Source organism: Cognatishimia coralii, assembly GCF_037478305.1.
Classification (GTDB): domain Bacteria; phylum Pseudomonadota; class Alphaproteobacteria; order Rhodobacterales; family Rhodobacteraceae; genus Cognatishimia; species Cognatishimia coralii.
This window is the reverse complement of sequence record NZ_JBBGAZ010000001.1, coordinates 1,056,403-1,075,724: the sequence shown is the minus strand read 5'-3', so window position 1 is coordinate 1,075,724 and position 19,322 is coordinate 1,056,403. Positions and strand designations below refer to the sequence as shown.

Sequence of the window (19,322 nt, the reverse complement as noted above, 5' to 3'; positions counted from 1 at the left end):
TCGCGCAAGCGGAAAGTTGCGCCCATGAGCGGAAAATTCATCTCGTGCGTAGAGGGGCGCTGCCCCTCGGTCCCTGAGCTGCGCCCAGCGATCTCACCCCGGGATATTTGCGGCAAGCGAAAGCGGCTTTTTCTCTTGCGATAAATATCCCCGCCGGAGGCTCTGACCTAGCCCGCAGGCGCTGCGTCTTCGAGGCGGAGCTGCACGGTTTGACGACCGCCCCAGGTGTTAATGTCCAAGCGTCCTGCAAGGTGGAACCGCGCGCCTTTGTGGTTTTCAAGGGCCGGGCCGAGGTCGGTGTCAAAGGCGCCGAAGCAGATGGCTTCGAGGCGGGCGTTGAGCCCATCACCGAAGGTCACCTTGAGATGGCTGTCGCCGATGCGTTTGGCAAACCGGATTTCCACATCGGGAAAGGCAAAGCGCGGGGCGGGTGCAGAGGCACCAAAAGGGCCTGCGGTTTCGAGCTGGTTCACAAGATCGATAGAGGCGGCTCCGGGCATGAGCATGCCGTCGAGTTTGAGGTCAGAGGGGCCAATGCGGTCGGCACCCTGCTGGGCGAGCAATTCTGACAGGCGTGTCATGGCGGGTTCGAGTTTGTCACGTTCCACGGTAAGGCCAGCCGCCATTTTGTGTCCGCCGCCTTTGACCAAGAGCCCTTCGGAAGCAAGCCGCTGAATAGATGCGCCAAGGTCGATGCCGCTGACAGAACGGCCAGAGCCTTTGCCGATGCCGTCTTCGTCAAAGCCGATTACGATGGCGGGGCGGTTGGTGGCCTCTTTCAGGCGGCTGGCGACGATGCCGACGACGCCGGGGTGCCAATTTTCACCTGCTGCCCAGACAAGCGGGGCGTCAAGGCCACGTTCTTCGGCCTGTGCCAAAGCCGCGGCACGGACCGAGGCTTCGATGTCACGGCGTTCGGTATTCAGTTGATCAAGCCGTTCGGCCATGGCTTTGGCTTCGTGGATGTCGGGCGTTGATAGCAGCCGTGCGCCAAGGTCGGCCTTCCCGATACGCCCACCAGCATTTACGCGCGGGCCAAGTAGGAATCCGAGGTGGTAGCTGTTTGGGGCCGTGTCCATGCGACTGATGTCTGAGAGCGCGACAATGCCGGGACGGTCTCGGCGGGCCATGACTTTGAGGCCTTGGCGTACAAGCGCACGGTTCACGCCAATCAGAGGCGCGACATCGGCGACGGTGGCCAAAGCCACAAGGTCGAGCATCGCCATAAGATCAGGGCCTTGGCTGCCGTCTTCGCGCAACTGGCGGTTCACTTCGACTAGCATCAAGAACACGACCGCGGCGGCGCAAAGGTGGGCGAGGTCTCCGGTTTCGTCTTGGCGGTTGGGGTTCACGACGGCGTGGCAGTCGGGGAGGGTTTCTCCGCCAAGGTGGTGATCCAAGACGACTACATCGGCGGCTTTGGCAGCGGCGATTGGGTCGTGGCTGAGCGTGCCGCAGTCCACACAAACGATCAGATCGTGTTGGCTGGCGAGTTGCGCCATAGCCTCTTCATTGGGGCCGTAGCCTTCGTCGATACGGTCCGGCACATAAAGCGTCGCGTCACGGTTCATGGCGCGCAGCCATGTGAGCAAAAGGGCTGCTGAGCTGCCGCCGTCCACGTCATAATCGGCAAAGACAGCGATATTTTCGCCGGATTTGGCCGCCTTCAAGAACCGCGTCGCGGCTTTTTCCATGTCCTTAAGGCCGCGTGGGTCTGGGAGCAGGTCTCTGAGCGCCGGGGCGAGGAAGCTCTCGGCCTCTTGGGCCCCGATTCCCCGGCGCGCGAGCAACTGGCAGACAGCGCGTGGGAGGGTGGTGGCTTGTTCCAAGGCTTCGGCGGCGCGGTCGATGTCGATGCTGGGGCCGACCCACCGGCGGCCTGTTAGCGAGCTTTCGACGCCAAGGAAAGCAGTCATGTGAGATCCGCCAGAATGTCTGATGTGGCTTTCGCGGTGACGAATTCGCCGTGCAGGTGGGACACGGCGGAGTCGTGGATCTGTTGGGGAGTCAGCTTAGGCGCTTCACCAGACCAGTTCGCGTTTGCGTTGGCTTCAAAGGCGGCGCAGGCGTCATGGGCGAGGGTGACGTTGAAACCAAGGTTCGCGGCCATACGTGAAGTTGTCGAAACACAGTGCGGTGTTGTGAGGCCACAGATCACCAGATCCGTCACGCCATATGCGCGCAGATGCGCCTCAAGATCGGTGCCAATGAAGGCCGAGTTCACGGATTTCTCAAAGATCGGCTCGCCGTCTTTGGGCGTCACCTGTGGCATAAACTCGGTTCCGCCCGTTTCTGGACCAAGAGGGCTGCCGGGCTCGACACTCACATGACGCACATGACAGATGGCCATATCCTTCGCGCGCCAAGCTTCAAGCAGCTTGGCGGCATTTTCTTCGGCCTCAGGATTGTTGCGCGCGCCCCAGATGGGGGATTTGAACACCATCTGAATGTCGATCAGAACCAGCGCCGTCGTCATGTTTACTCGGTCGGAGAGCGGTAGGTCATGCGACGCACAGAACCAGATTTGGAACGCATCAGAAGCGTTGTGGTCTCCAGCCAGCCGGGTGTGCGTTTGATCGCAGGCAGCAGGGAACCTCCGGTCACGCCGGTTGCGGCAAAGATCACGTCAGCCGTCACCATATCGTCGCGTGCATAGACGCGGTCCAGATCCGTGATGCCCGCTTTATGCGCGCGGCCACGTTCGTCGTCGTTGCGGAACAAGAGGCGACCATAGATCTGACCGCCCATGCATTTCAGAGCCGCCGCGGCCAGAACGCCCTCGGGCGCGCCGCCTTCGCCCATATACATGTCGATACCGGTGGTTTCAGATTCGGCGCAGTGCATGACACCCGCCACGTCACCGTCAGTGATCAAGCGGATCGACGCGCCGGTTGCGCGGACTTCTTCGATCATGGCCTCATGGCGTGGGCGCTCGAGGATACAGACAGTGATATCTTTGGGCAGGCAGCCTTTTGCAGTGGCCAGCGCAGACACACGAGTCGCCGGAGACATGTCCAGCGTGACGATGCCTTCAGGATAGCCCGGGCCGATGGCCAGCTTATCCATGTAAACGTCAGGCGCGTGCAACATTGAGCCGCGCGGACCCATGGCGATCACGGTCAGCGCGTTTGGCATGTCTTTCGCGGTCAGCGTGGTGCCCTCAAGCGGATCCAGCGCGATGTCAACGCCTGGACCGTTGCCGGTGCCTACTTCTTCGCCGATGTAAAGCATGGGCGCTTCGTCACGCTCGCCTTCGCCGATCACAACGACGCCCGCGATGTCCAGAAGGTTCAGCTGTTCGCGCATCGCGTTCACAGCGGCTTGGTCGGCGGCTTTCTCGTCGCCGCGTCCGATCAAGGATGCTGAGGCCAGAGCGGCTTGTTCTGCGACACGGGCCAGGCCCAGGGAAAGCATACGATCGTGGAATTCAGGCTGGGTGCTCATAAGGCGTCCTCGTTTAGGGTCTTAGCTCTGGTTTAAGGGTGTATCAATCGCGAGACAAGGAAGGGTTTAAATCAAACGGTCTCAATGCGCAGGGCGACCGGCTCGCTTTCGAGCACATTGGTTTGCCGCATGAGGGCAATGGCATCGTGGACTGCAGAACCTTGGGTCTTGTGGGTCACGATCAAAACCGGTGCGCGATCGCTGCCTTCGTGCTGGCGCTGACGCACGCGATCGATGGAAACGCCGCATTCGCCCAGAGCGCTTGCGATCTTGGCCAGAGCGCCAGGGCGATCCAGGATGTCCATGCGCAGATAGTAGGGCGCCGGGGAATTGGAGGTCGCGGGGGTTGGCACGGCCAGTTCATTTGCTGGGATGCCGAAGGTCGGATAGCGGAACCCGCGAGCCACATCGCAGATATCGCCGACAACGGCGCTGGCCGTCGGGCCTTCGCCTGCGCCGGGACCGCGGAGCACGACTTGCTCAACCGCATCGCCTTCGATGACCACCATATTGGTGCCACCTTTGAGCTGCCCCAAGGGGCTTTCTTCGGGGACAAGGCAGGGGGTCATGCGTTGCTCGAGGCCACGGCCTGTGAGTTGTGCAACGCCTAGGAGTTTGATTTTAAAGCCCATATCGGCCGCGAGCTTGATGTCTTCGATGGAAATGCGCTGGATGCCCTCAAGCTCCATCTTGTCAAAACTGACCTGCGTGCCAAAAGCGATAGACGCTAGCAAAGCCAGCTTGTGGCCCGCATCAATGCCACCCACGTCAAGATTTGGATCTGCTTCCAGATACCCAAGCGCATCGGCCTCGGCGAAGACCGCGTCATAGGGCAGACCTGCGTCCTGCATGCGGGTCAGGATGTAGTTGCAGGTGCCGTTCATCACGCCCATGACACGGGTGATGTCATTGCCTGCCAGTCCCTCGGTGAGGGCTTTGATCACAGGAATGCCGCCTGCGACCGCCGCTTCGTAACGGACGACACAGCTTTTTTCCTCAGCCGCCGCCGCAATGGCCTGACCGTGATGAGCGAGCAGCGCTTTGTTGGCCGTCACCACGTCTTTGCCTGCCGCAATCGCAGCCTCGATCGAGGCTTTCGCCGGGCCATTGTCGCCGCCCATCAGCTCGACAAAAACATCCACGTCATCCCGCTGTGCCAACGCTACAGGATCTGTTTCCCAAGCATATTGCTCTAGATTCACGCCGCGATCCTTGTCTTTTGACCGCGCAGAGACCGCCGTGATCACCACCGGACGCCCCGTGCGCTGCGCCAACAAGTTCGCCTTTTGACGGATGATCTTGACGACACCGACGCCAACCGTGCCAAGCCCTGCAATACCAAGGCGCAAAGGGGTGGTCATGATTGGCTCCTGTCGACGTTTAATTCGTGCCCCCTGTACCCTGTTCCTTTGGCCGCTGCAATCAGCTAGAGGCTTTTGACAGGCCGGCTGTGGCTCGGTAGAAATAAGAACAATTGTTCAATTCCTGATAGGAGCCTCGTTTGGCGCGCACTTCCGGCTCTCATGCCAAAATCACCGGGCCTAAAATCCAAGAGGCCGCGCAGAAGCAGTTTGCGCGTCACGGCTATGCGGCGGTGTCCATGCGCCAGATCGCGACGGAGGTCGGGGTGCAGGTGGGCGCGCTCTACAACTACACGCCGGATAAGCAGACCCTGCTTGTGGGGCTGATGACGTCGCACCTTGAGGAGTTGCTGGCCGCTTGGGAGCAAGAGGACGACGCACGCGGTACGGCTGCCGCGCGGCTTGAGCAGTTCACCCGCTTTCACATCCGGTTTCACAAAGAGCGGCCCGATGCGGTCTTTATCGCCTATATGGAACTGCGCAACCTGACGCCTGAGAATTTCGAGACGGTCGAGGTTTTGCGTCGACGGTATGAAGGTGCTTTGCAAGAGATCCTGCAGGCGGGCGTGGCCGAGGGCGATTTTGCCATCGCTGACACAAAAGTCGCGACCATGGGCATCATCGCGATGCTGACGGGCCTTAATACGTGGTTCCGCGAAGACGGACGCCTGAGTTTCGCCGAGGTTCAGGACCTGTATTGGGGTATGGTACGCAACTCAGTCGGCTTGGCGCGGTAGGGCGGCCCGAGGAAGATCCCCGAGCCGCTTTGTCTAGTGCGCAGGTTTGATGAACGTCCCATTGCGCAGTTCTGAAAAGGCCTTTTGCAGTTCTTCCTGCGTGTTCATCACGATGGGGCCGTGCCATGCGACTGGTTCTTGAATGGGCGCGCCGGAAATCAGCAGAAAACGGATGCCTTCTTCGCCGGCCTGAACCGTGACTTCATCGCCTGTACCAAAACGGATCAATGTGCGGTTGCCTGACATGTCGCGAATATTGACCTCCTCGCCTGCGACTTCCTTTTCAAGCAGCACGCCCGTGGGCGCACTTGCATCGGAAAACACGCCAGCGCCCTCAAAGACATAGGCAAAGGCACGGCGATAGGTGTCGACGGGGAAGGTTTTCTTCACGCCGGGTGGGACGTAAATGTCCAAATACTGCGGATCCGCGGCAATGCCATCAACGGGACCGGTTTTGCCCCAGAACGAGCCGACAACAACTTTCACCCGTGTACCATCGTCCTCAAAGATCTCGGGGATCTCTTTGGCTTCGACGTCCTGATAGCGCGGCGCGGTCATTTTCAGATCAGAGGGCAGGTTGGCCCAAAGCTGAAAGCCATGCATCTGACCCTGCGCGTTGCCCTGCGGCATTTCCTGATGGAGGATGCCAGAGCCCGCGGTCATCCATTGGATGTCGCCCGCGCCGAGGCTGCCCGTATTGCCCAAACTGTCCGCGTGATCGACGGTGCCAGAGAGCACGTAGGTGATTGTCTCAATCCCCCTATGCGGGTGCCAGGGGAAGCCGCGCATGAAATCTTCGGGACGTTCGTTGCGGAAATCGTCAAATAGCAGGAAAGGGTCCAGTTCGGATGGATCCTGAAAGCCGAATGCGCGATGCAAATGCACGCCAGCGCCTTCCATTGTGGGGACGGCCTGACGGGTTTCTAACGTAGGTCTAAGTGACATGAGCACTCTCCTTTCCCGGCAGAAGGTAGGGCGGGGCGTAGAGGCTGCCAATGGGGGGATATGTGCTTGGGTGAACGAGACTTGTGCAAAACCTGCGAGGGCTATGGTTGGCGTGCCGTGGATTCATGGCATTTGCACAGAGAGTTTGGCGGGTTTTATCGGTGCAACCTTAGGCGCGCAGGCTGGTTTTTGAACGTCTCAGAGCGGGTTTCCGCGCTGCCTTTACGGTGTGTAAATTTAGAAAAGCGCAAATATTTTGGAGGTCTCTTCGAGTTTTATCCTTTAAAAATATCAAATATCGAACATTTTGAGGTTCGGGGTGAAATATCTAAACAAATTTGGAGTGTAGGTTTAGCGCGGTGGAATGGAGTTTGTTCACAGGGTATTTGGCTCCATTAACTTTAATTTTTTGTTGAAATAACAAGGTGTTATGTGTGACATTCGAGGTTTATGTTGTCGGAGGTTTTGAATTTCTCCACAGACTTATACAGGGTGAAGCGCGGAGTCCGGTGCGTCTGTCAGCGATGATGCGGAAATTAAGCGGTCGTATAGTTTCACAAGGATAGTCAATAATTAATCCACAGGTGGATAACTCTATTCTTGCCTATATTTCAAATTGATAGAGGGCAAAGCGAAACCATATGAGTCCGCTTTATCCCACGTTACTAACAGAGTTTTACGCAGCCGCAACAGGCGTTTTAGCGCTGTAGGCCGAAATCAGCGCGGGAATTGCCGCCAAAATGTAGAGCACTGTCGCCTCATCCATCAGATAGCTTAGGTTCAACCGCACAAAGCCAGGTTTGCCGGTGTCGTCTCCGGCCAGAAGGTCCGCGCGCAAGCTGGCAGAGGTTTCTTCGTCGATATCGAGTAACTGATGGACGTAGGGTCCTGCGCAAGAACACCCGCCTCGCGCCTGAATCCCGTAGTGATCGGACAGCGCGCGGGTGAAGTCTTTGTAGTCGATCCGCTGCCCATCGTTGTCCAGTGGAACGAAGGAAAAGATCGGCAGTCGTGACGTGTGATCCGGCGCCAAAAGGCGCAGGTTTGGGTGGTTGGACCATGCGTCAAATGCCCGCGCGCTCAATTCCTGGTTGCGCTTGGCGATGGAGTCCTCTCCGATCACATCCTTCACAATCATCGCGAGGGCCGCGCGAATGTCGCCGATGACATTCGGTGTGCCACCTTCCTCACGTTGCTCAAGGCGCGCGACATAGTCATGTGTGGTTTCGTTCACGAACACCACGATGCCGCCGCCCGGACGAGAGGGCGCTTGGGTCATCACAGCGTCGCGCCGAATAATCAAAACGCCGGAAGCGCCCGGCCCACCGATGAATTTGTGGGGGCTGCAAACAATCGCGTCGACGTCAACGCCATCTGGCGACATCGATATCGGCAGATAGGGGCCTCCGCCGGCATAGTCCCAGACCACTTTGCCGCCAAATTCTTTGATGGCGCGGCTGACGGGCGCTGGATCAGTGCAAACGCCGGTGACATTGGAGGCGGCGGAAAAGGCCCCGATGATCTGCGTCTCCTTGGGAATGCTCCGCAGCGTGGCCTTTAGATGGGAGAGATCTACGCCGCCTCCGGGGGCTTCTTTGATTTCGATGACAGGCGCACCGCTCTCGCGCCATGGCAGGAGGTTAGAGTGGTGCTCGTAGGGGCCGACCAAGATGACGGACGGTGTGTTTTTTACGTCAAACAGATGCACGAGTTGGTTCAGGGCGGTTGTCGCGCCGGATCCACCAAAGATCACGGCATGGTCGGTCGTGTTGGCGCGGCACTTCGCGGCGATCACCGCGCGGGCCTCTTCGCGCATGCGGGTCATGGTCGCGCCGCAGTGGCTCTGTTCTGTGTGGGAGTTGGCGTAGAAAGGCAGGACCTCGGCCATCACAAACTCTTCGACCTGCCGCAGGGCGCGACCTGAGGCGACGTAATCCGCATAGATCAGCGGTTTGCGCCCCATTGGTGTGTCAATTTCGATGCCTTTGCCGATCTCGCCTGCTGCGATGGCTTTGATGGGGTCCTGCGCGGACCGGAGCTCGTGTTCAAATCTCTCAAGAATTTTCATTTTGTCGCTCATGTGATCGAAGGTTTTGGTTGTTGAGCAAAAGTTAATTGAGAAAAGATCAATAAAAGTTATCAAAATAACTAGACAGGATGAAAATCTTGTGTCACTTGATAGGGAAAATGGAAAAAACAGACGAAATTGATCGCCGCATACTGAATGTGATCCAGGTGGACGCTGCTTTGTCGCAGCGCGATATCGCCGACCGGGTTGGGTTGTCTCAGAATGCGCTATGGCGACGGTTAAAACGTCTTGATGAGGCAGGTTTCATACAGGGCGCCCGGACGCGCTTGAACGCAGCGCAGTTGGGGCTGGATCTGACGGTCTTTGTCATGGTCCGTACGAGAAACCATTCGGTCGAGTGGGCAGAGGGCTTCCGCAAACATGTGGCGCGGATCCCCGAGGTTCAGGAATTGCATCGCATCGGTGGAGACTGGGATTATATGCTCAAGGTCGTGACGCGCGGCATGTCGGGCTATGATGCGGTCTATCGGCGGATCACCACGGGGATCGAGTTAGACACGGTCACAGGGCTGTTTTCCATGGAGGCGATGCTCGAGGATCGGCCTCTGAACGTCTTTGGGTGACGTAAAACTTTTACAAAACTTTCATCGAACTGTGCGGATCGACTCGGGTCATATCAATAATTCCTGATGTATGGATAAGACCGAAGCGATCGCTGCATTCGCGGCCCTAAGCCAGTCCGCCCGTCTGGATGCGTTTCGCCTGCTTGTGCAGGCGGGAGACGAGGGCATGTTGGCTGGGGATATCGCAAGGGCGGTAGATGTGCGTCAAAACACGATGTCTACGAACCTGTCTGTTCTCTTGCGCGCGGGCTTGATTGCCAATCACCGTCAAGGCCGAACGGTGCGCTATGTCGCTGATATGGAAGGTTTAAAGGGTCTCTTGGGTTTTCTGCTGCAGGATTGCTGCGGCGGGCAAGTCGAGCAATGCGCGCCGTTAATAGACAGCCTGACGAATGGGTGCGATGCGCAAAGTGTGAACACTCAAAAGACCTATAATGTCCTGTTTCTGTGCCACGCCAATTCCGCCCGCTCATTGATGGCCGAGGCGATCCTGCAGCGTGAAGGGAAGGGGCGGTTTCGGGCCTTTTCAGCGGGCTCTTCTCCGGCGCCTCATGCTAATCCCAATACATTGGCGCTGCTTGCGAGAAACAATTTTGACGTGGGCGCCTTTAAGCCCAAAAGCTGGGATGTTTTTTCCAGTAAGGACGCGCCCAAGATGGATTTTGTCATCACCGTCTGTGACAAAGCAGCGGGCGAGCCCTGTCCGACCTGGCCCGGCCAGCCAGTGACCGCCCATTGGGGTGTTCACGATCCGGCAGCCTTTGAAGGCAACGAGGCTCATACGGCGGTGATCTTCAATAAAACCTATGCGCAATTGCGCAGCCGTATTTCGGGCTTTGCCAATCTGCCGATTGACTCTTTGGATCAATTGGCTCTGAAACGGCAGATGGATGCAATTGGTGGAATAACGGCGGATCTAGATGACTAATACGACTGTTTCAGATCAAGCAGCTGCGGGTCTTGGGACCTTTGAACGGCTTTTGTCCCTTTGGGTCGCTTTGGCCATTGTGGCGGGATTGGCATTGGGCAGCCTCTTTCCGGGTTTGTTCGAAGTCTTGGCCGGTCTTGAAGTGGCCTCGGTGAACCTGCCTGTCGCGATTTTGATCTGGGCGATGGTCTATCCAATGATGGTAGGGGTCGATTTCGGAGCACTGCGCCAGATCGGAGAGCGCCCGAAAGGATTGGTCATCACTCTGGTGGTCAACTGGCTCATCAAGCCGTTCACCATGGCGGCTTTGGGCGTGTTGTTCTTTGAAGTGGTTTTCGCAGGGCTCATCGATCCGCAGGATGCCCAGCAATATATCGCGGGCGTTATTATTCTGGGTGCAGCGCCCTGCACGGCGATGGTATTTGTTTGGTCAAATCTCACCCGCGGGGACGAGACTTACACTCTGGTGCAAGTCAGCGTGAATGACGTTGTCATGGTCTTTGCTTTCGCACCGATTGTCGCGTTCCTGTTGGGGGTAAGTGACATTACGGTGCCTTGGGAGACGCTTATTCTCTCGGTTGTGCTCTATGTGGCATTGCCTTTGGTCGTGGGGTTGATCACACGCAACCGCTTGATGGGGCAGAGCGGAGAGGGCGCTGTTACGGCCTTCAAGGACAAATGCCGGCCTCTGTCGATCATTGGGCTTTTGATGACGGTTGTTTTGCTCTTTGGTTTTCAAGGGCAGGTTATTTTGGATCGCCCTCTGGTGATCGTCCTGATCGCGGTGCCTTTGTTGATCCAGAGTTATGGGATCTTTTTCGTGGCCTATGGCGCGGCGCGCCTATGGAAAGTGCCGTTCAACGTGGCCGCGCCCTGCGCTTTGATCGGCACGTCGAACTTCTTTGAGCTCGCTGTGGCCGTCGCGATCAGCCTCTTCGGCCTTGGCTCTGGCGCGGCCTTGGCCACGGTTGTGGGCGTGCTGGTCGAAGTGCCGGTTATGCTGTCGCTTGTTGCTTTTGCCAATCGCACACGCGGTTGGTTTCCGAATTAATCTTTTCTAAAGGTCTGAAGTCATGACGAAAATCGCAATCAATGGTCTGGGGCGTATGGGCAAGCTGGTGCTGCGTCGGTTGTTTGACATGGGCCTCGGCGCGCAGATCGCCTTTATCAATGATCCCTTTGGCGACATCTCGACCCATGCGTTGCTGATTGAATTCGACACTGTGCATGGGCGCTGGAATGGTGATGTTACGTTTGACGAAAGCTGCATCACGATCCGTGGCCATAAGATCCCGTTTTGCCGTGAGATGTCCCCGGCGGATCTGCCTTTGGCAGGCGTTGATCTGGTCGTTGAATGTTCCGGGAAGTTCAAAACCTTGGAGGCCCTGCAGCCCTATTTTGATGCAGGCGTGAAGAAAACAGTCATCTCGGCACCGGTGAAAATCGAAGAGGCGGCGAACATCGTCTATGGAGTCAATCACGAGATCTATAGCGACCAGCGCATCGTCACCGCAGCCAGCTGTACAACCAATTGCATCGCGCCGGTGGTGAAGGTGATGCTGGAAAACTTCGGCATCGAGCAGGCATCGTTTACCACGATCCACGATGTCACAAATACCCAGACGATTGTCGACAAACCCCACAAAGACCCACGTCGCGCGCGGTCTGCGTTGAACTCGCTGATCCCGACGACCACAGGGTCAGCTAAAGCCATTATTCAGATCTATCCAGAGCTGGACGGGCGTATCAACGGCCACGCGGTCCGGGTGCCTCTGCTGAACGCATCGCTGACAGATATCGTGTTTGATGTGTCCCGAGATGTCACTGCCCAAGAGATTAACGAGGCCATGGAGACCGCGAGCAAAGGCGCTCTGCAAGGTATTCTAGGGTTTGAGCACCGCCCGCTGGTGAGCTGCGATTTCACCGATGATGATCGCTCGACCATTGTGGATGGGCCGTCGACCATGGTGGTGAACAAGCGCCAGGTGAAGATCTATGCCTGGTATGACAATGAATGGGGCTACGTCTGTCGTCTGGCCGATATCACCAAAATGGTCGCCAATAGCCTCTAGGGCCCGGAAATTTGAAAATTTCCAACGTCGCATTCTTTGAAAGAATGCGTGTTGCGAGAGGGTAAAATGAGTCAGAACACAGGTCTTGCCGCCTATATCACCGTGACCGCCGCCTATTGGGCCTTCATGCTCACGGACGGTGCTTTGCGCATGTTGGTGCTCTTGCACTTCCACACGCTGGGGTTCTCTCCGGTGCAATTGGCCTATCTGTTTTTGCTCTATGAATTCATGGGCATGGTCACCAATCTATCCGCCGGATGGATTGCCGCCAGATTTGGGCTAACGCTGACGCTCTACCTGGGGCTTGGTATTCAAGTCATGGCGCTTGTGGCGCTGTCGCAACTTGATCCCGCCTGGAGCATCGCGCTCTCGGTTGTTTATGTAATGTGTGTTCAAGGGCTGTCGGGCGTGGCGAAAGACCTGTCCAAAATGTCCGCGAAATCAGCGGTCAAAGTCCTTGCCCCCAAAGAAGGCGGAGGCCTGTTTCGATGGGTCGCTGTGTTGACGGGTTCCAAGAATGCAGTGAAAGGCTTTGGGTTCCTTTTAGGCGCGGGTCTTTTGGCCGTTGCGGGGTTTCAGACGGCTGTCTGGGCCATGGCTGCTGTCTTGGCCGTTATCCTCGTTGGGACATTTCTGTTTATGCCAACAGGGCTGCCGCAGGGCAAAAAATCGGCAAAGTTCAGTCAGGTCTTTTCAAGCGATCCCAATATCAACCGCCTAAGCCTGGCGCGCATGTTTCTGTTTGGAGCGCGCGACGTGTGGTTCGTGGTGGGCATTCCGATTTACTTCTATTCTGTGCTGTCGGACGGAACCGTCGCTGGAAATCGCACGGCCTTCTTTACCATCGGCACCTTTATGGCAGTCTGGATCATCCTCTATGGTTTGGTGCAAGGTTTGGCGCCGGCGATTTTAAGGGCCAAGGACAAAGCAACGCCAGAAATCGTTATCTCGGCGATCAATTGGGTTGGCTTGCTGACGCTGATCCCTCTGGCAATATCTGTAGCGGTTTGGGTGGACTTCCCGGGATTGGTCTATTTTGTGGTCGCAGGCCTTTTGCTGTTTGGCTTTGTCTTTGCGGTCAATAGTTCGGTCCACAGCTATCTGATCCTCGCCTTCACCAGCGAAGAGCGCGTAACCATGGACGTTGGGTTTTACTACATGTCGAACGCCGCAGGTCGCTTGATCGGGACACTTCTATCAGGGGTTAGCTACCAAATCGGTGGCCTGCCACTATGCCTATTCACAGCGGCACTTATGGCATTGGCGTCCACACTGGCGGCCATGCGGCTCAAACGATCTGGTTAAGTCGGCGCTTTAATATCGTCCGTGAAAGCTTGTGCGAAACTGCGACACGCCAAATCCTCAAAGGCGTAATCGAGTTCTGGAGTTTCAAAGATCTTGTGAATCTCCAGGATCTGGTTCGGCCCGCGATCCTCAAATTTCCCACCACCCTCAAAGGCAAAAAACCATCTCCGGAACCTGCGCCTTTCGACGATCGTGTCTGAGACGATCGAAAGGTTATAGTGCCAGTGCGACTGCTCCATTCGCACGAGGGATTTCGTGATCTCATTGGGATCACCCTCTCGAATGTGGCAGAAGCTGCGTCTGTGGTACATTGATAGTCCGGTCAGCGAATTGGCCGTCGAATTTCGGGATGCCATATCAAACAATTCGAGCAGATCTTCGCGCTCCAAGTCGTTTGCGGCTGTTGAAAAAAACACAATGCGTCTGATGCTTTGCTTTTCCATGCACAATGACCTCAATAAAATCGATTGCTATATCGTACGAAGTATTCAATCCGCCCTTTTTGCGTGCGTCAATATCATTTTTTCAACTTTAAATTGATTTTAACCATTTGGTCAGCGATCTAACGGTAAAGAAATCTACGACGCCTCTGGCGTATCTCTTCGCCCATTGACCAAGCCGCAATTCCGATCCATATGGCTTGCCATGACAAAGCTCTCGAAAATCCGCAATTTCTCGATCGTTGCCCATATCGACCACGGGAAATCCACGCTCGCTGACCGGCTGATCCAATCCACCAATACGGTGGCGGATCGGGATATGAAGGAACAGTTGTTGGACTCGATGGATATCGAGCGCGAACGCGGCATTACGATTAAAGCCAACACGGTGCGGATCGACTATAAGGCCAACGACGGAGAGGATTATATCCTCAACCTGATCGACACGCCCGGCCACGTCGATTTCGCTTATGAGGTCAGCCGTTCCATGCGCGCCGTTGAGGGCTCTTTGCTGGTTGTGGACGCCTCCCAAGGGGTTGAGGCTCAGACGCTCGCTAACGTCTATACCGCGATTGAGGCCGATCACGAGATCGTGCCGGTTCTGAACAAGGTCGACCTGCCAGCCGCGGAGCCTGAGCGTGTGGCCGAACAGATCGAAGACGTCATTGGAATTGATGCCACCGACGCTTGCCTGATTTCCGCGAAAACCGGTCTGGGCATCGAGGACGTGCTCGAAGCCATCGTCACCCGCCTGCCTGCGCCTCTGAAAGGCGACGAGAATGCGCCTCTGAAAGCCATGCTGGTGGACAGCTGGTATGACGCCTACCTCGGCGTGATCGTCCTTGTGCGCATCATCGACGGCACTCTGAAAAAGGGTCAGCGCGTCAAATTCATGTCTAACAACACGCTGCACCACGTGGACCGCGTCGGCGTCTTCCGCCCCGAGATGGAGCAAGTGGACCAACTTGGCCCGGGTGAGCTCGGCTTCCTGACCGCGTCGATCAAACAGGTCCGCGACACGCGTGTGGGTGACACGATCACCAATGACCGGAACGGTGTCGAGGTCCCGCTGGACGGCTTTAAACCCGCCCAGCCCGTGGTCTTCTGTGGTCTCTTCCCCGTGGATTCCGCCGAATTCGAAGACCTGCGCGACGCGATCGACAAGCTCGCGCTGAACGATGCGTCTTTCTCTTATGAAATGGAAACCTCTGCGGCGCTGGGCTTTGGCTTCCGCTGCGGCTTCCTTGGCCTGTTGCACCTCGAAGTGATCCGCGACCGGATCGAGCGGGAATATAACATCGAACTCATCACAACCGCGCCTTCGGTGATCTATCACGTCTATATGAAAGATGGCGAGATGATCGAGATGCACAACCCCGCCGACATGCCCGACATGTCCAAGGTCGACCACCTCGAAGAACCGCGCATCAAGGCGACGATCCTTGTGCCCGATGAATACCTCGGTGACGTTCTGAAACTCTGTCAGGACCGACGTGGTATCCAAGAAGACCTCACCTACGCGGGCTCCCGCGCCATGGTGGTCTATGATCTGCCATTGAATGAGGTGGTCTTTGACTTCTATGACCGTCTGAAATCGGTGACCAAGGGCTATGCGTCGTTTGACTATCAAATGACTGGCTACCGCGAAGATAACCTCGTGAAGATGTCGGTTCTGGTGAACGACGAGCCTGTGGATGCGCTCTCGACCATGGTCCACCGCGACCGTGCCGAGACGCGGGGGCGGGCGATGTGTGAAAAGCTCAAGGACCTGATCCCGCGCCATATGTTCAAGATCCCGATCCAGGCGGCCATCGGCGGCAAGGTCATCGCGCGTGAGACACTGTCTGCGCTGCGCAAAGACGTTACCGCGAAGTGTTATGGTGGTGACGCGACCCGGAAGAAGAAACTGCTGGAGAAGCAGAAGGCGGGTAAGAAGAAGATGCGCCAGTTCGGGAAAGTGGATATCCCGCAGGAAGCGTTTATTTCTGCGTTGAAGATGGACAGCTAGAGCCCGTGCTCTGCATGGGCAGCGCCCGACCCGCCCCCCGTCAAACCAAAGGTTTGCCTCCGGCAAAACGGGCGGGCGCTTTGCACCCACCCCTTGGGCCGGGCGCTGGGATAGATTGAAAACGCAGCAGTGCCACAGGCAATGAAAACTATGCTGCAGACGCAAAAACTGCCTTTCCCTATTCCCCAAACCATGTTCAAACACCCCCAATTCCGCCGCTCTGATTCCCCGTGATTCTCCGGCAAACCCCGCGTGACCCACCAAAACCACGCCGGACCTTACGAAAATCACCCGCGAAACCACCCCGTCGCGCGATTTTCGCCTTCAATCGCCCAAGCCAGCCGAGACGCTCAGGAAATCCGAGTTATCCACAGGAAATCCACAAGCGAACTCAAAGACTTACCCCCAAGAAATTAGCATAAAACAAAATATTTCCCTTGCCGGATCGCCGATCCAAATGCCAACGTTAATCCAACGCAAGGGATCGCAAGATCCGGAGCGGGACGCGAAAGTCTCTTAAGGGGGACGCGGGGCGAGGGAGGCAACGACCTTAAACCACGGATGACTTAGGACGCTGGCCGAAACAGAGATGGGGTCTTAGGATGCCAAGGATGGGAAGGCGGTGGAATGGCAGTCGCGGGCTGATTGGAGGCTTCGGCCAAAGATCGGCTGGGGGGATGAGCCCTTGGTATGTGCCGCAAGGTGTGTATCGCGTGCGGATCGTAAGATCGGTATCGCTGGGTTTTCCCGCAGCGCTGACCTGCAAAGGTTAGGGCGAAACGGATGAACGGGCTTTGTTCAGAGATCCTCGTGGGTTGAGGGCGAAGTCAGGACATTCATGGAAGGCGTCAGGATTGTGCGCCCAGGAGGGCAACCTCACGGAGCATACTACGAGGACCGCGTCTGAGTACCTGACGTCTTCTTCCATGCTGAAACGCAGAAGGGGTCGTTGCCATTGGCAGCGACCCCTTGCGTCAGAACTACATACCGCGTCTATGTACCTAATGGCTCTCTGTTAGCCGTCGATCCCCGTGAAATCAACAGCATCTTGTGGTGAGCGTGGTGTTTTTACACTGGATGGTGTGGTTTATTCACCACGCTTTAACCAGGCGTCCACTGTGGCGATGAATTCGGCGGGTTTTTCGGCGTGCAGCCAGTGCCCTGCGCCCGAGATTTTCACGAAGGCGGCCTTTGGAAAGAGGCTTTTGATCAGAGGGCGGTGTTCGGGCAGCACGTAGTCCGAGTTTGAGCCCGACAGGAAGAGCGTCTTGCCCGTGAACTCGCCGGAAATGTCTGGGAAACTCATGATCTTTGGCATCTCGGCTTCAAGCGTGTCGAGGTTCAACCGCCATATTTTGGCCTTGAGGTCCAGTGATTGCGTGAAGAAGGACCTGAGCGTCGGATCCTCTACCCCAGCCGCCTCAAGCTGTGCCAGCGCGTCAGAGCGCTTCTCGACCGTCGTAATGTCCACTTTGCGCATGGCGTGGATGAACTGCAGCTGGCTGTGGGTATAGGTCACAGGGGCGATGTCAGCCACGATCAGGCGGTTCACAAGGTCAGGGCGGGTCAGAGCCAACGTCATGGCCGCTTTGCCGCCCATAGAGTGGCCCAGAAGGTCGACCTTGCCGAACTCGGCCTCAATCACCTCAGCAAGGTCTTGCGCCAGGTCCAGATAGCTGTGTGTGTCACGCCAGCTACTCTCCCCATGGTTGCGGTTGTCAACCGCGTGAACGGGGCGCTCCGCAGAGAGCTTTCGACACACCACCCCCCAGTTGCGCGCAGAGCCATAAAGCCCGTGCACCACCAGCAAAGGGTTACGTGAGGATTGATTTGGATAGTCGATTTTCTGCAGCATTGAAGTGTTACCGAAAGGTTAACGATGCGGTGGGGATCGCAAAGTCGTGGGGACGATATGATTGAACTAGAGGATGTGGAACACAACATCTTTATTCTTCGGCTGATTATCCGGAGAAAGTTTGGTGTGGAAGGGGAAAGTCTGGATCAGGCTATGCGCCAAATGAAGCGCAAGCTGCCGAAACGGACGCATAAGACGGCGGATCGCCTGGTCAATTTGCATCAGCGCATAGGTCCTGAAGGCACAACAAACCCTGAAGAAATTGAAGAATTTGAGGGTTTGATGAGCGGTCTTGTGGACGATCTTGTCTATTACGATCCAGAGGAAGTACGCCTTCGCAAGATGACTGGTGGCCGTTGGGAAGCTATGGTGCATCTTGGTATTGCGAGCGCGTTGCTGGTGTTTTTCCTGCAATGGCAAGGCTTCGTCTAAGCGGCGCGACCACCCCAAAATCCTGAAAATTGGAACGGTGACCACCTCGAGTTGATTCGAGGTGCCGTTTCACATTCAAGAACAGAAATATAATTGAAATTCAGATTGTTACGGAAGCGGAAACGCAAGAATCTTGCGAGCCAAAAAACTATTCCCGTCGCCGAAAGCCGAGGTGACATGCAATCCCGTGCAGTTTTCAGTACGTCGCAGAGCGCTAGCTACGGCCTGGTGATAGCTTCAAAAAATCGAATGAAAATCTCCCTAAGGTTGTGGCTTACTGCTTCGAATGGCTTCCCGTGCCACGAGGGTGACAGTAACAAAGCTGACATACAGCAACAGGTACCAAGAACCGAGTTTTGAAAAGCTTACGAGCTCTTGGGCGGTTTGCCCGTTGTAGAGCCAGGTTTTGGTGCGCGTTCCGACGTTCTCCGCAATCCAAAGCGCGAAACTGGAAAAGAAAGCAGCAAGAGGCAGGGGCATCCAGTAGTGGCGCTCGGCAATTCGAAACCAAACGCGGGTTCGGGCGAAAATTACGACGGTGGCCACGAATAGAACCAGCCTAATGTCGGTTACAAAGTGATGAGCAAAGAAGTTGATGTAAATTGCACCCGCGAGGGCAAAACTCATCCATAGCGGCGGGTAGGGTGAAAACCGCATATCAAAAAGCCGGATCACCCGCGCCATATATGAGCCAACCGACGCATACATAAACCCCGAGAACATCGGGACGCCCCAAAGCTTCATAAGGCTCGCTTCTGGGTAAGCCCAGCTGCCCGCATTGACCTTAAAGATCTCCATCGCGGTCCCGGTCAGGTGAAACAGCAGAATGACGCGGGCCTCATCCCAGGTCTCGAGACCCGTCATCAGAAACAAGATCTGAAGGGATATCGCATAGATCAGCAAAGCGTCATAGCGGGCGATTGACCACTGCTCCTGCCAAACCAGAGACGACAGGATGATCCCCAGAAGCATCAATGCCCCAAAGAGTGCAGCCCAGCCTTGTTTCAGTGTGAACATAACCAGTTCCGCGACCCCATACGGCAATCGCGCGCGGGTCCAGTCGCCGAGCTGTCGTTCAATCTGTTGGGTGCGGCTGAGCTTTGAAGTCATCAGGTTAAGCAAAAGAAAGGGCGCGCAGTAATC

General features: G+C 56.5%; 17 protein-coding genes. 8 read left to right on the top strand and 9 right to left on the bottom strand.

Annotated elements, in window-relative coordinates:
• Positions 1-167: 167 nt before the first annotated feature.
• From recJ to WG622_RS05355, 4 genes are all read right to left on the bottom strand, one after another.
• Positions 168-1,916 (bottom strand): single-stranded-DNA-specific exonuclease RecJ, encoded by a 1,749-nt coding sequence (gene recJ, locus WG622_RS05370; RefSeq protein WP_339402630.1) that lies wholly within the window; start codon positions 1,914-1,916, stop codon positions 168-170.
• Complete coding sequence (locus WG622_RS05365) at positions 1,913-2,476, bottom strand: cysteine hydrolase family protein (protein WP_339402629.1); 564 nt, start codon at positions 2,474-2,476, stop codon at positions 1,913-1,915. The genes recJ and WG622_RS05365 overlap by 4 nt, the downstream gene beginning before the upstream one ends.
• 2 nt (positions 2,477-2,478) lie before the next feature.
• Entirely contained in the window at positions 2,479-3,444 is a 966-nt protein-coding gene (gene glpX / locus WG622_RS05360) for a class II fructose-bisphosphatase (RefSeq protein WP_339402628.1), read from the bottom strand.
• A 71-nt stretch (positions 3,445-3,515) separates the two neighbouring features.
• Positions 3,516-4,805 carry a homoserine dehydrogenase gene (locus WG622_RS05355; RefSeq protein WP_339402627.1) on the bottom strand — a complete coding sequence of 430 codons (1,290 nt, stop codon included), beginning with the start codon at positions 4,803-4,805 and terminating at the stop codon, positions 3,516-3,518.
• A 140-nt stretch (positions 4,806-4,945) separates the two neighbouring features.
• Between WG622_RS05355 and WG622_RS05350 the strand changes: the two genes are divergently transcribed.
• A complete protein-coding gene (locus tag WG622_RS05350; RefSeq protein ID WP_339402626.1) occupies positions 4,946-5,542 on the top strand; it encodes a TetR/AcrR family transcriptional regulator in 597 nt (198 codons plus the stop codon).
• A 33-nt stretch (positions 5,543-5,575) separates the two neighbouring features.
• Here WG622_RS05350 and WG622_RS05345 read toward each other — a convergent pair whose 3' ends face one another.
• Positions 5,576-6,487, bottom strand: coding sequence for a pirin family protein (locus WG622_RS05345; protein ID WP_339402625.1), 912 nt, complete (start codon positions 6,485-6,487; stop codon positions 5,576-5,578).
• 676 nt (positions 6,488-7,163) lie between these two features.
• Complete coding sequence (locus WG622_RS05340) at positions 7,164-8,555, bottom strand: aminotransferase class V-fold PLP-dependent enzyme (protein WP_339402624.1); 1,392 nt, start codon at positions 8,553-8,555, stop codon at positions 7,164-7,166.
• Between the two features lie 119 nt (positions 8,556-8,674).
• Between WG622_RS05340 and WG622_RS05335 the strand changes: the two genes are divergently transcribed.
• The 5 genes from WG622_RS05335 (at position 8,675) to arsJ (ending at position 13,444) form a co-directional block, all read left to right on the top strand.
• Positions 8,675-9,139 (top strand): Lrp/AsnC family transcriptional regulator, encoded by a 465-nt coding sequence (locus WG622_RS05335; RefSeq protein WP_339402623.1) that lies wholly within the window; start codon positions 8,675-8,677, stop codon positions 9,137-9,139.
• Between the two features lie 70 nt (positions 9,140-9,209).
• Positions 9,210-10,067 carry an arsenate reductase/protein-tyrosine-phosphatase family protein gene (locus tag WG622_RS05330; protein ID WP_339402622.1) on the top strand — a complete coding sequence of 286 codons (858 nt, stop codon included), beginning with the start codon at positions 9,210-9,212 and terminating at the stop codon, positions 10,065-10,067.
• Entirely contained in the window at positions 10,060-11,118 is a 1,059-nt protein-coding gene (arsB, locus tag WG622_RS05325) for an ACR3 family arsenite efflux transporter (protein ID WP_339402621.1), read from the top strand. The genes WG622_RS05330 and arsB overlap by 8 nt, the downstream gene beginning before the upstream one ends.
• 22 nt (positions 11,119-11,140) lie before the next feature.
• Complete coding sequence (locus WG622_RS05320; protein ID WP_339402620.1) at positions 11,141-12,139, top strand: ArsJ-associated glyceraldehyde-3-phosphate dehydrogenase; 999 nt, start codon at positions 11,141-11,143, stop codon at positions 12,137-12,139.
• A gap of 66 nt (positions 12,140-12,205) precedes the next feature.
• Entirely contained in the window at positions 12,206-13,444 is a 1,239-nt protein-coding gene (gene arsJ / locus WG622_RS05315) for an organoarsenical effux MFS transporter ArsJ (protein ID WP_339402619.1), read from the top strand.
• On the opposite strand, the gene WG622_RS05310 is transcribed toward arsJ, so the two are convergent.
• Entirely contained in the window at positions 13,441-13,887 is a 447-nt protein-coding gene (locus tag WG622_RS05310) for a BLUF domain-containing protein (protein ID WP_339402618.1), read from the bottom strand. The genes arsJ and WG622_RS05310 overlap by 4 nt on opposite strands.
• Before the next feature lie 202 nt (positions 13,888-14,089).
• Between WG622_RS05310 and lepA the strand changes: the two genes are divergently transcribed.
• Complete coding sequence (gene lepA / locus WG622_RS05305; protein ID WP_339402617.1) at positions 14,090-15,892, top strand: translation elongation factor 4; 1,803 nt, start codon at positions 14,090-14,092, stop codon at positions 15,890-15,892.
• Positions 15,893-16,979: 1,087 nt separating this feature from the next.
• On the opposite strand, the gene WG622_RS05300 is transcribed toward lepA, so the two are convergent.
• Positions 16,980-17,747 carry an alpha/beta fold hydrolase gene (locus WG622_RS05300; protein WP_339402616.1) on the bottom strand — a complete coding sequence of 256 codons (768 nt, stop codon included), beginning with the start codon at positions 17,745-17,747 and terminating at the stop codon, positions 16,980-16,982.
• 57 nt (positions 17,748-17,804) lie between these two features.
• Between WG622_RS05300 and WG622_RS05295 the strand changes: the two genes are divergently transcribed.
• Complete coding sequence (locus WG622_RS05295; protein ID WP_209356837.1) at positions 17,805-18,179, top strand: hypothetical protein; 375 nt, start codon at positions 17,805-17,807, stop codon at positions 18,177-18,179.
• Positions 18,180-18,440: 261 nt separating this feature from the next.
• On the opposite strand, the gene WG622_RS05290 is transcribed toward WG622_RS05295, so the two are convergent.
• The gene (locus WG622_RS05290) at positions 18,441-19,289 is read right to left on the bottom strand and encodes a DUF817 domain-containing protein (RefSeq protein ID WP_339402615.1); all 849 of its coding nucleotides are present in this window, start codon (positions 19,287-19,289) and stop codon (positions 18,441-18,443) included.
• Positions 19,290-19,322: the final 33 nt, after the last annotated feature.

What these genes read in the sequence shown, in the direction of transcription:
- recJ (WP_339402630.1), bottom strand. Translation starts at nt 1,916, where the DNA reads ATGACTGCTTTCCTTGGCGTCGAAAGCTCGCTAACAGGCCGCCGGTGG.
- WG622_RS05365 (WP_339402629.1), bottom strand. Translation starts at nt 2,476, where the DNA reads ATGACGACGGCGCTGGTTCTGATCGACATTCAGATGGTGTTCAAATCC.
- glpX (WP_339402628.1), bottom strand. Translation starts at nt 3,444, where the DNA reads ATGAGCACCCAGCCTGAATTCCACGATCGTATGCTTTCCCTGGGCCTG.
- WG622_RS05355 (WP_339402627.1), bottom strand. Translation starts at nt 4,805, where the DNA reads ATGACCACCCCTTTGCGCCTTGGTATTGCAGGGCTTGGCACGGTTGGC.
- WG622_RS05345 (WP_339402625.1), bottom strand. Translation starts at nt 6,487, where the DNA reads ATGTCACTTAGACCTACGTTAGAAACCCGTCAGGCCGTCCCCACAATG.
- WG622_RS05340 (WP_339402624.1), bottom strand. Translation starts at nt 8,555, where the DNA reads ATGAAAATTCTTGAGAGATTTGAACACGAGCTCCGGTCCGCGCAGGAC.
- WG622_RS05335 (WP_339402623.1), top strand. Translation starts at nt 8,675, where the DNA reads ATGGAAAAAACAGACGAAATTGATCGCCGCATACTGAATGTGATCCAG.
- WG622_RS05330 (WP_339402622.1), top strand. Translation starts at nt 9,210, where the DNA reads ATGGATAAGACCGAAGCGATCGCTGCATTCGCGGCCCTAAGCCAGTCC.
- arsB (WP_339402621.1), top strand. Translation starts at nt 10,060, where the DNA reads ATGACTAATACGACTGTTTCAGATCAAGCAGCTGCGGGTCTTGGGACC.
- WG622_RS05320 (WP_339402620.1), top strand. Translation starts at nt 11,141, where the DNA reads ATGACGAAAATCGCAATCAATGGTCTGGGGCGTATGGGCAAGCTGGTG.
- arsJ (WP_339402619.1), top strand. Translation starts at nt 12,206, where the DNA reads ATGAGTCAGAACACAGGTCTTGCCGCCTATATCACCGTGACCGCCGCC.
- WG622_RS05310 (WP_339402618.1), bottom strand. Translation starts at nt 13,887, where the DNA reads ATGGAAAAGCAAAGCATCAGACGCATTGTGTTTTTTTCAACAGCCGCA.
- lepA (WP_339402617.1), top strand. Translation starts at nt 14,090, where the DNA reads ATGACAAAGCTCTCGAAAATCCGCAATTTCTCGATCGTTGCCCATATC.
- WG622_RS05300 (WP_339402616.1), bottom strand. Translation starts at nt 17,747, where the DNA reads ATGCTGCAGAAAATCGACTATCCAAATCAATCCTCACGTAACCCTTTG.
- WG622_RS05295 (WP_209356837.1), top strand. Translation starts at nt 17,805, where the DNA reads ATGATTGAACTAGAGGATGTGGAACACAACATCTTTATTCTTCGGCTG.
- WG622_RS05290 (WP_339402615.1), bottom strand. Translation starts at nt 19,289, where the DNA reads ATGACTTCAAAGCTCAGCCGCACCCAACAGATTGAACGACAGCTCGGC.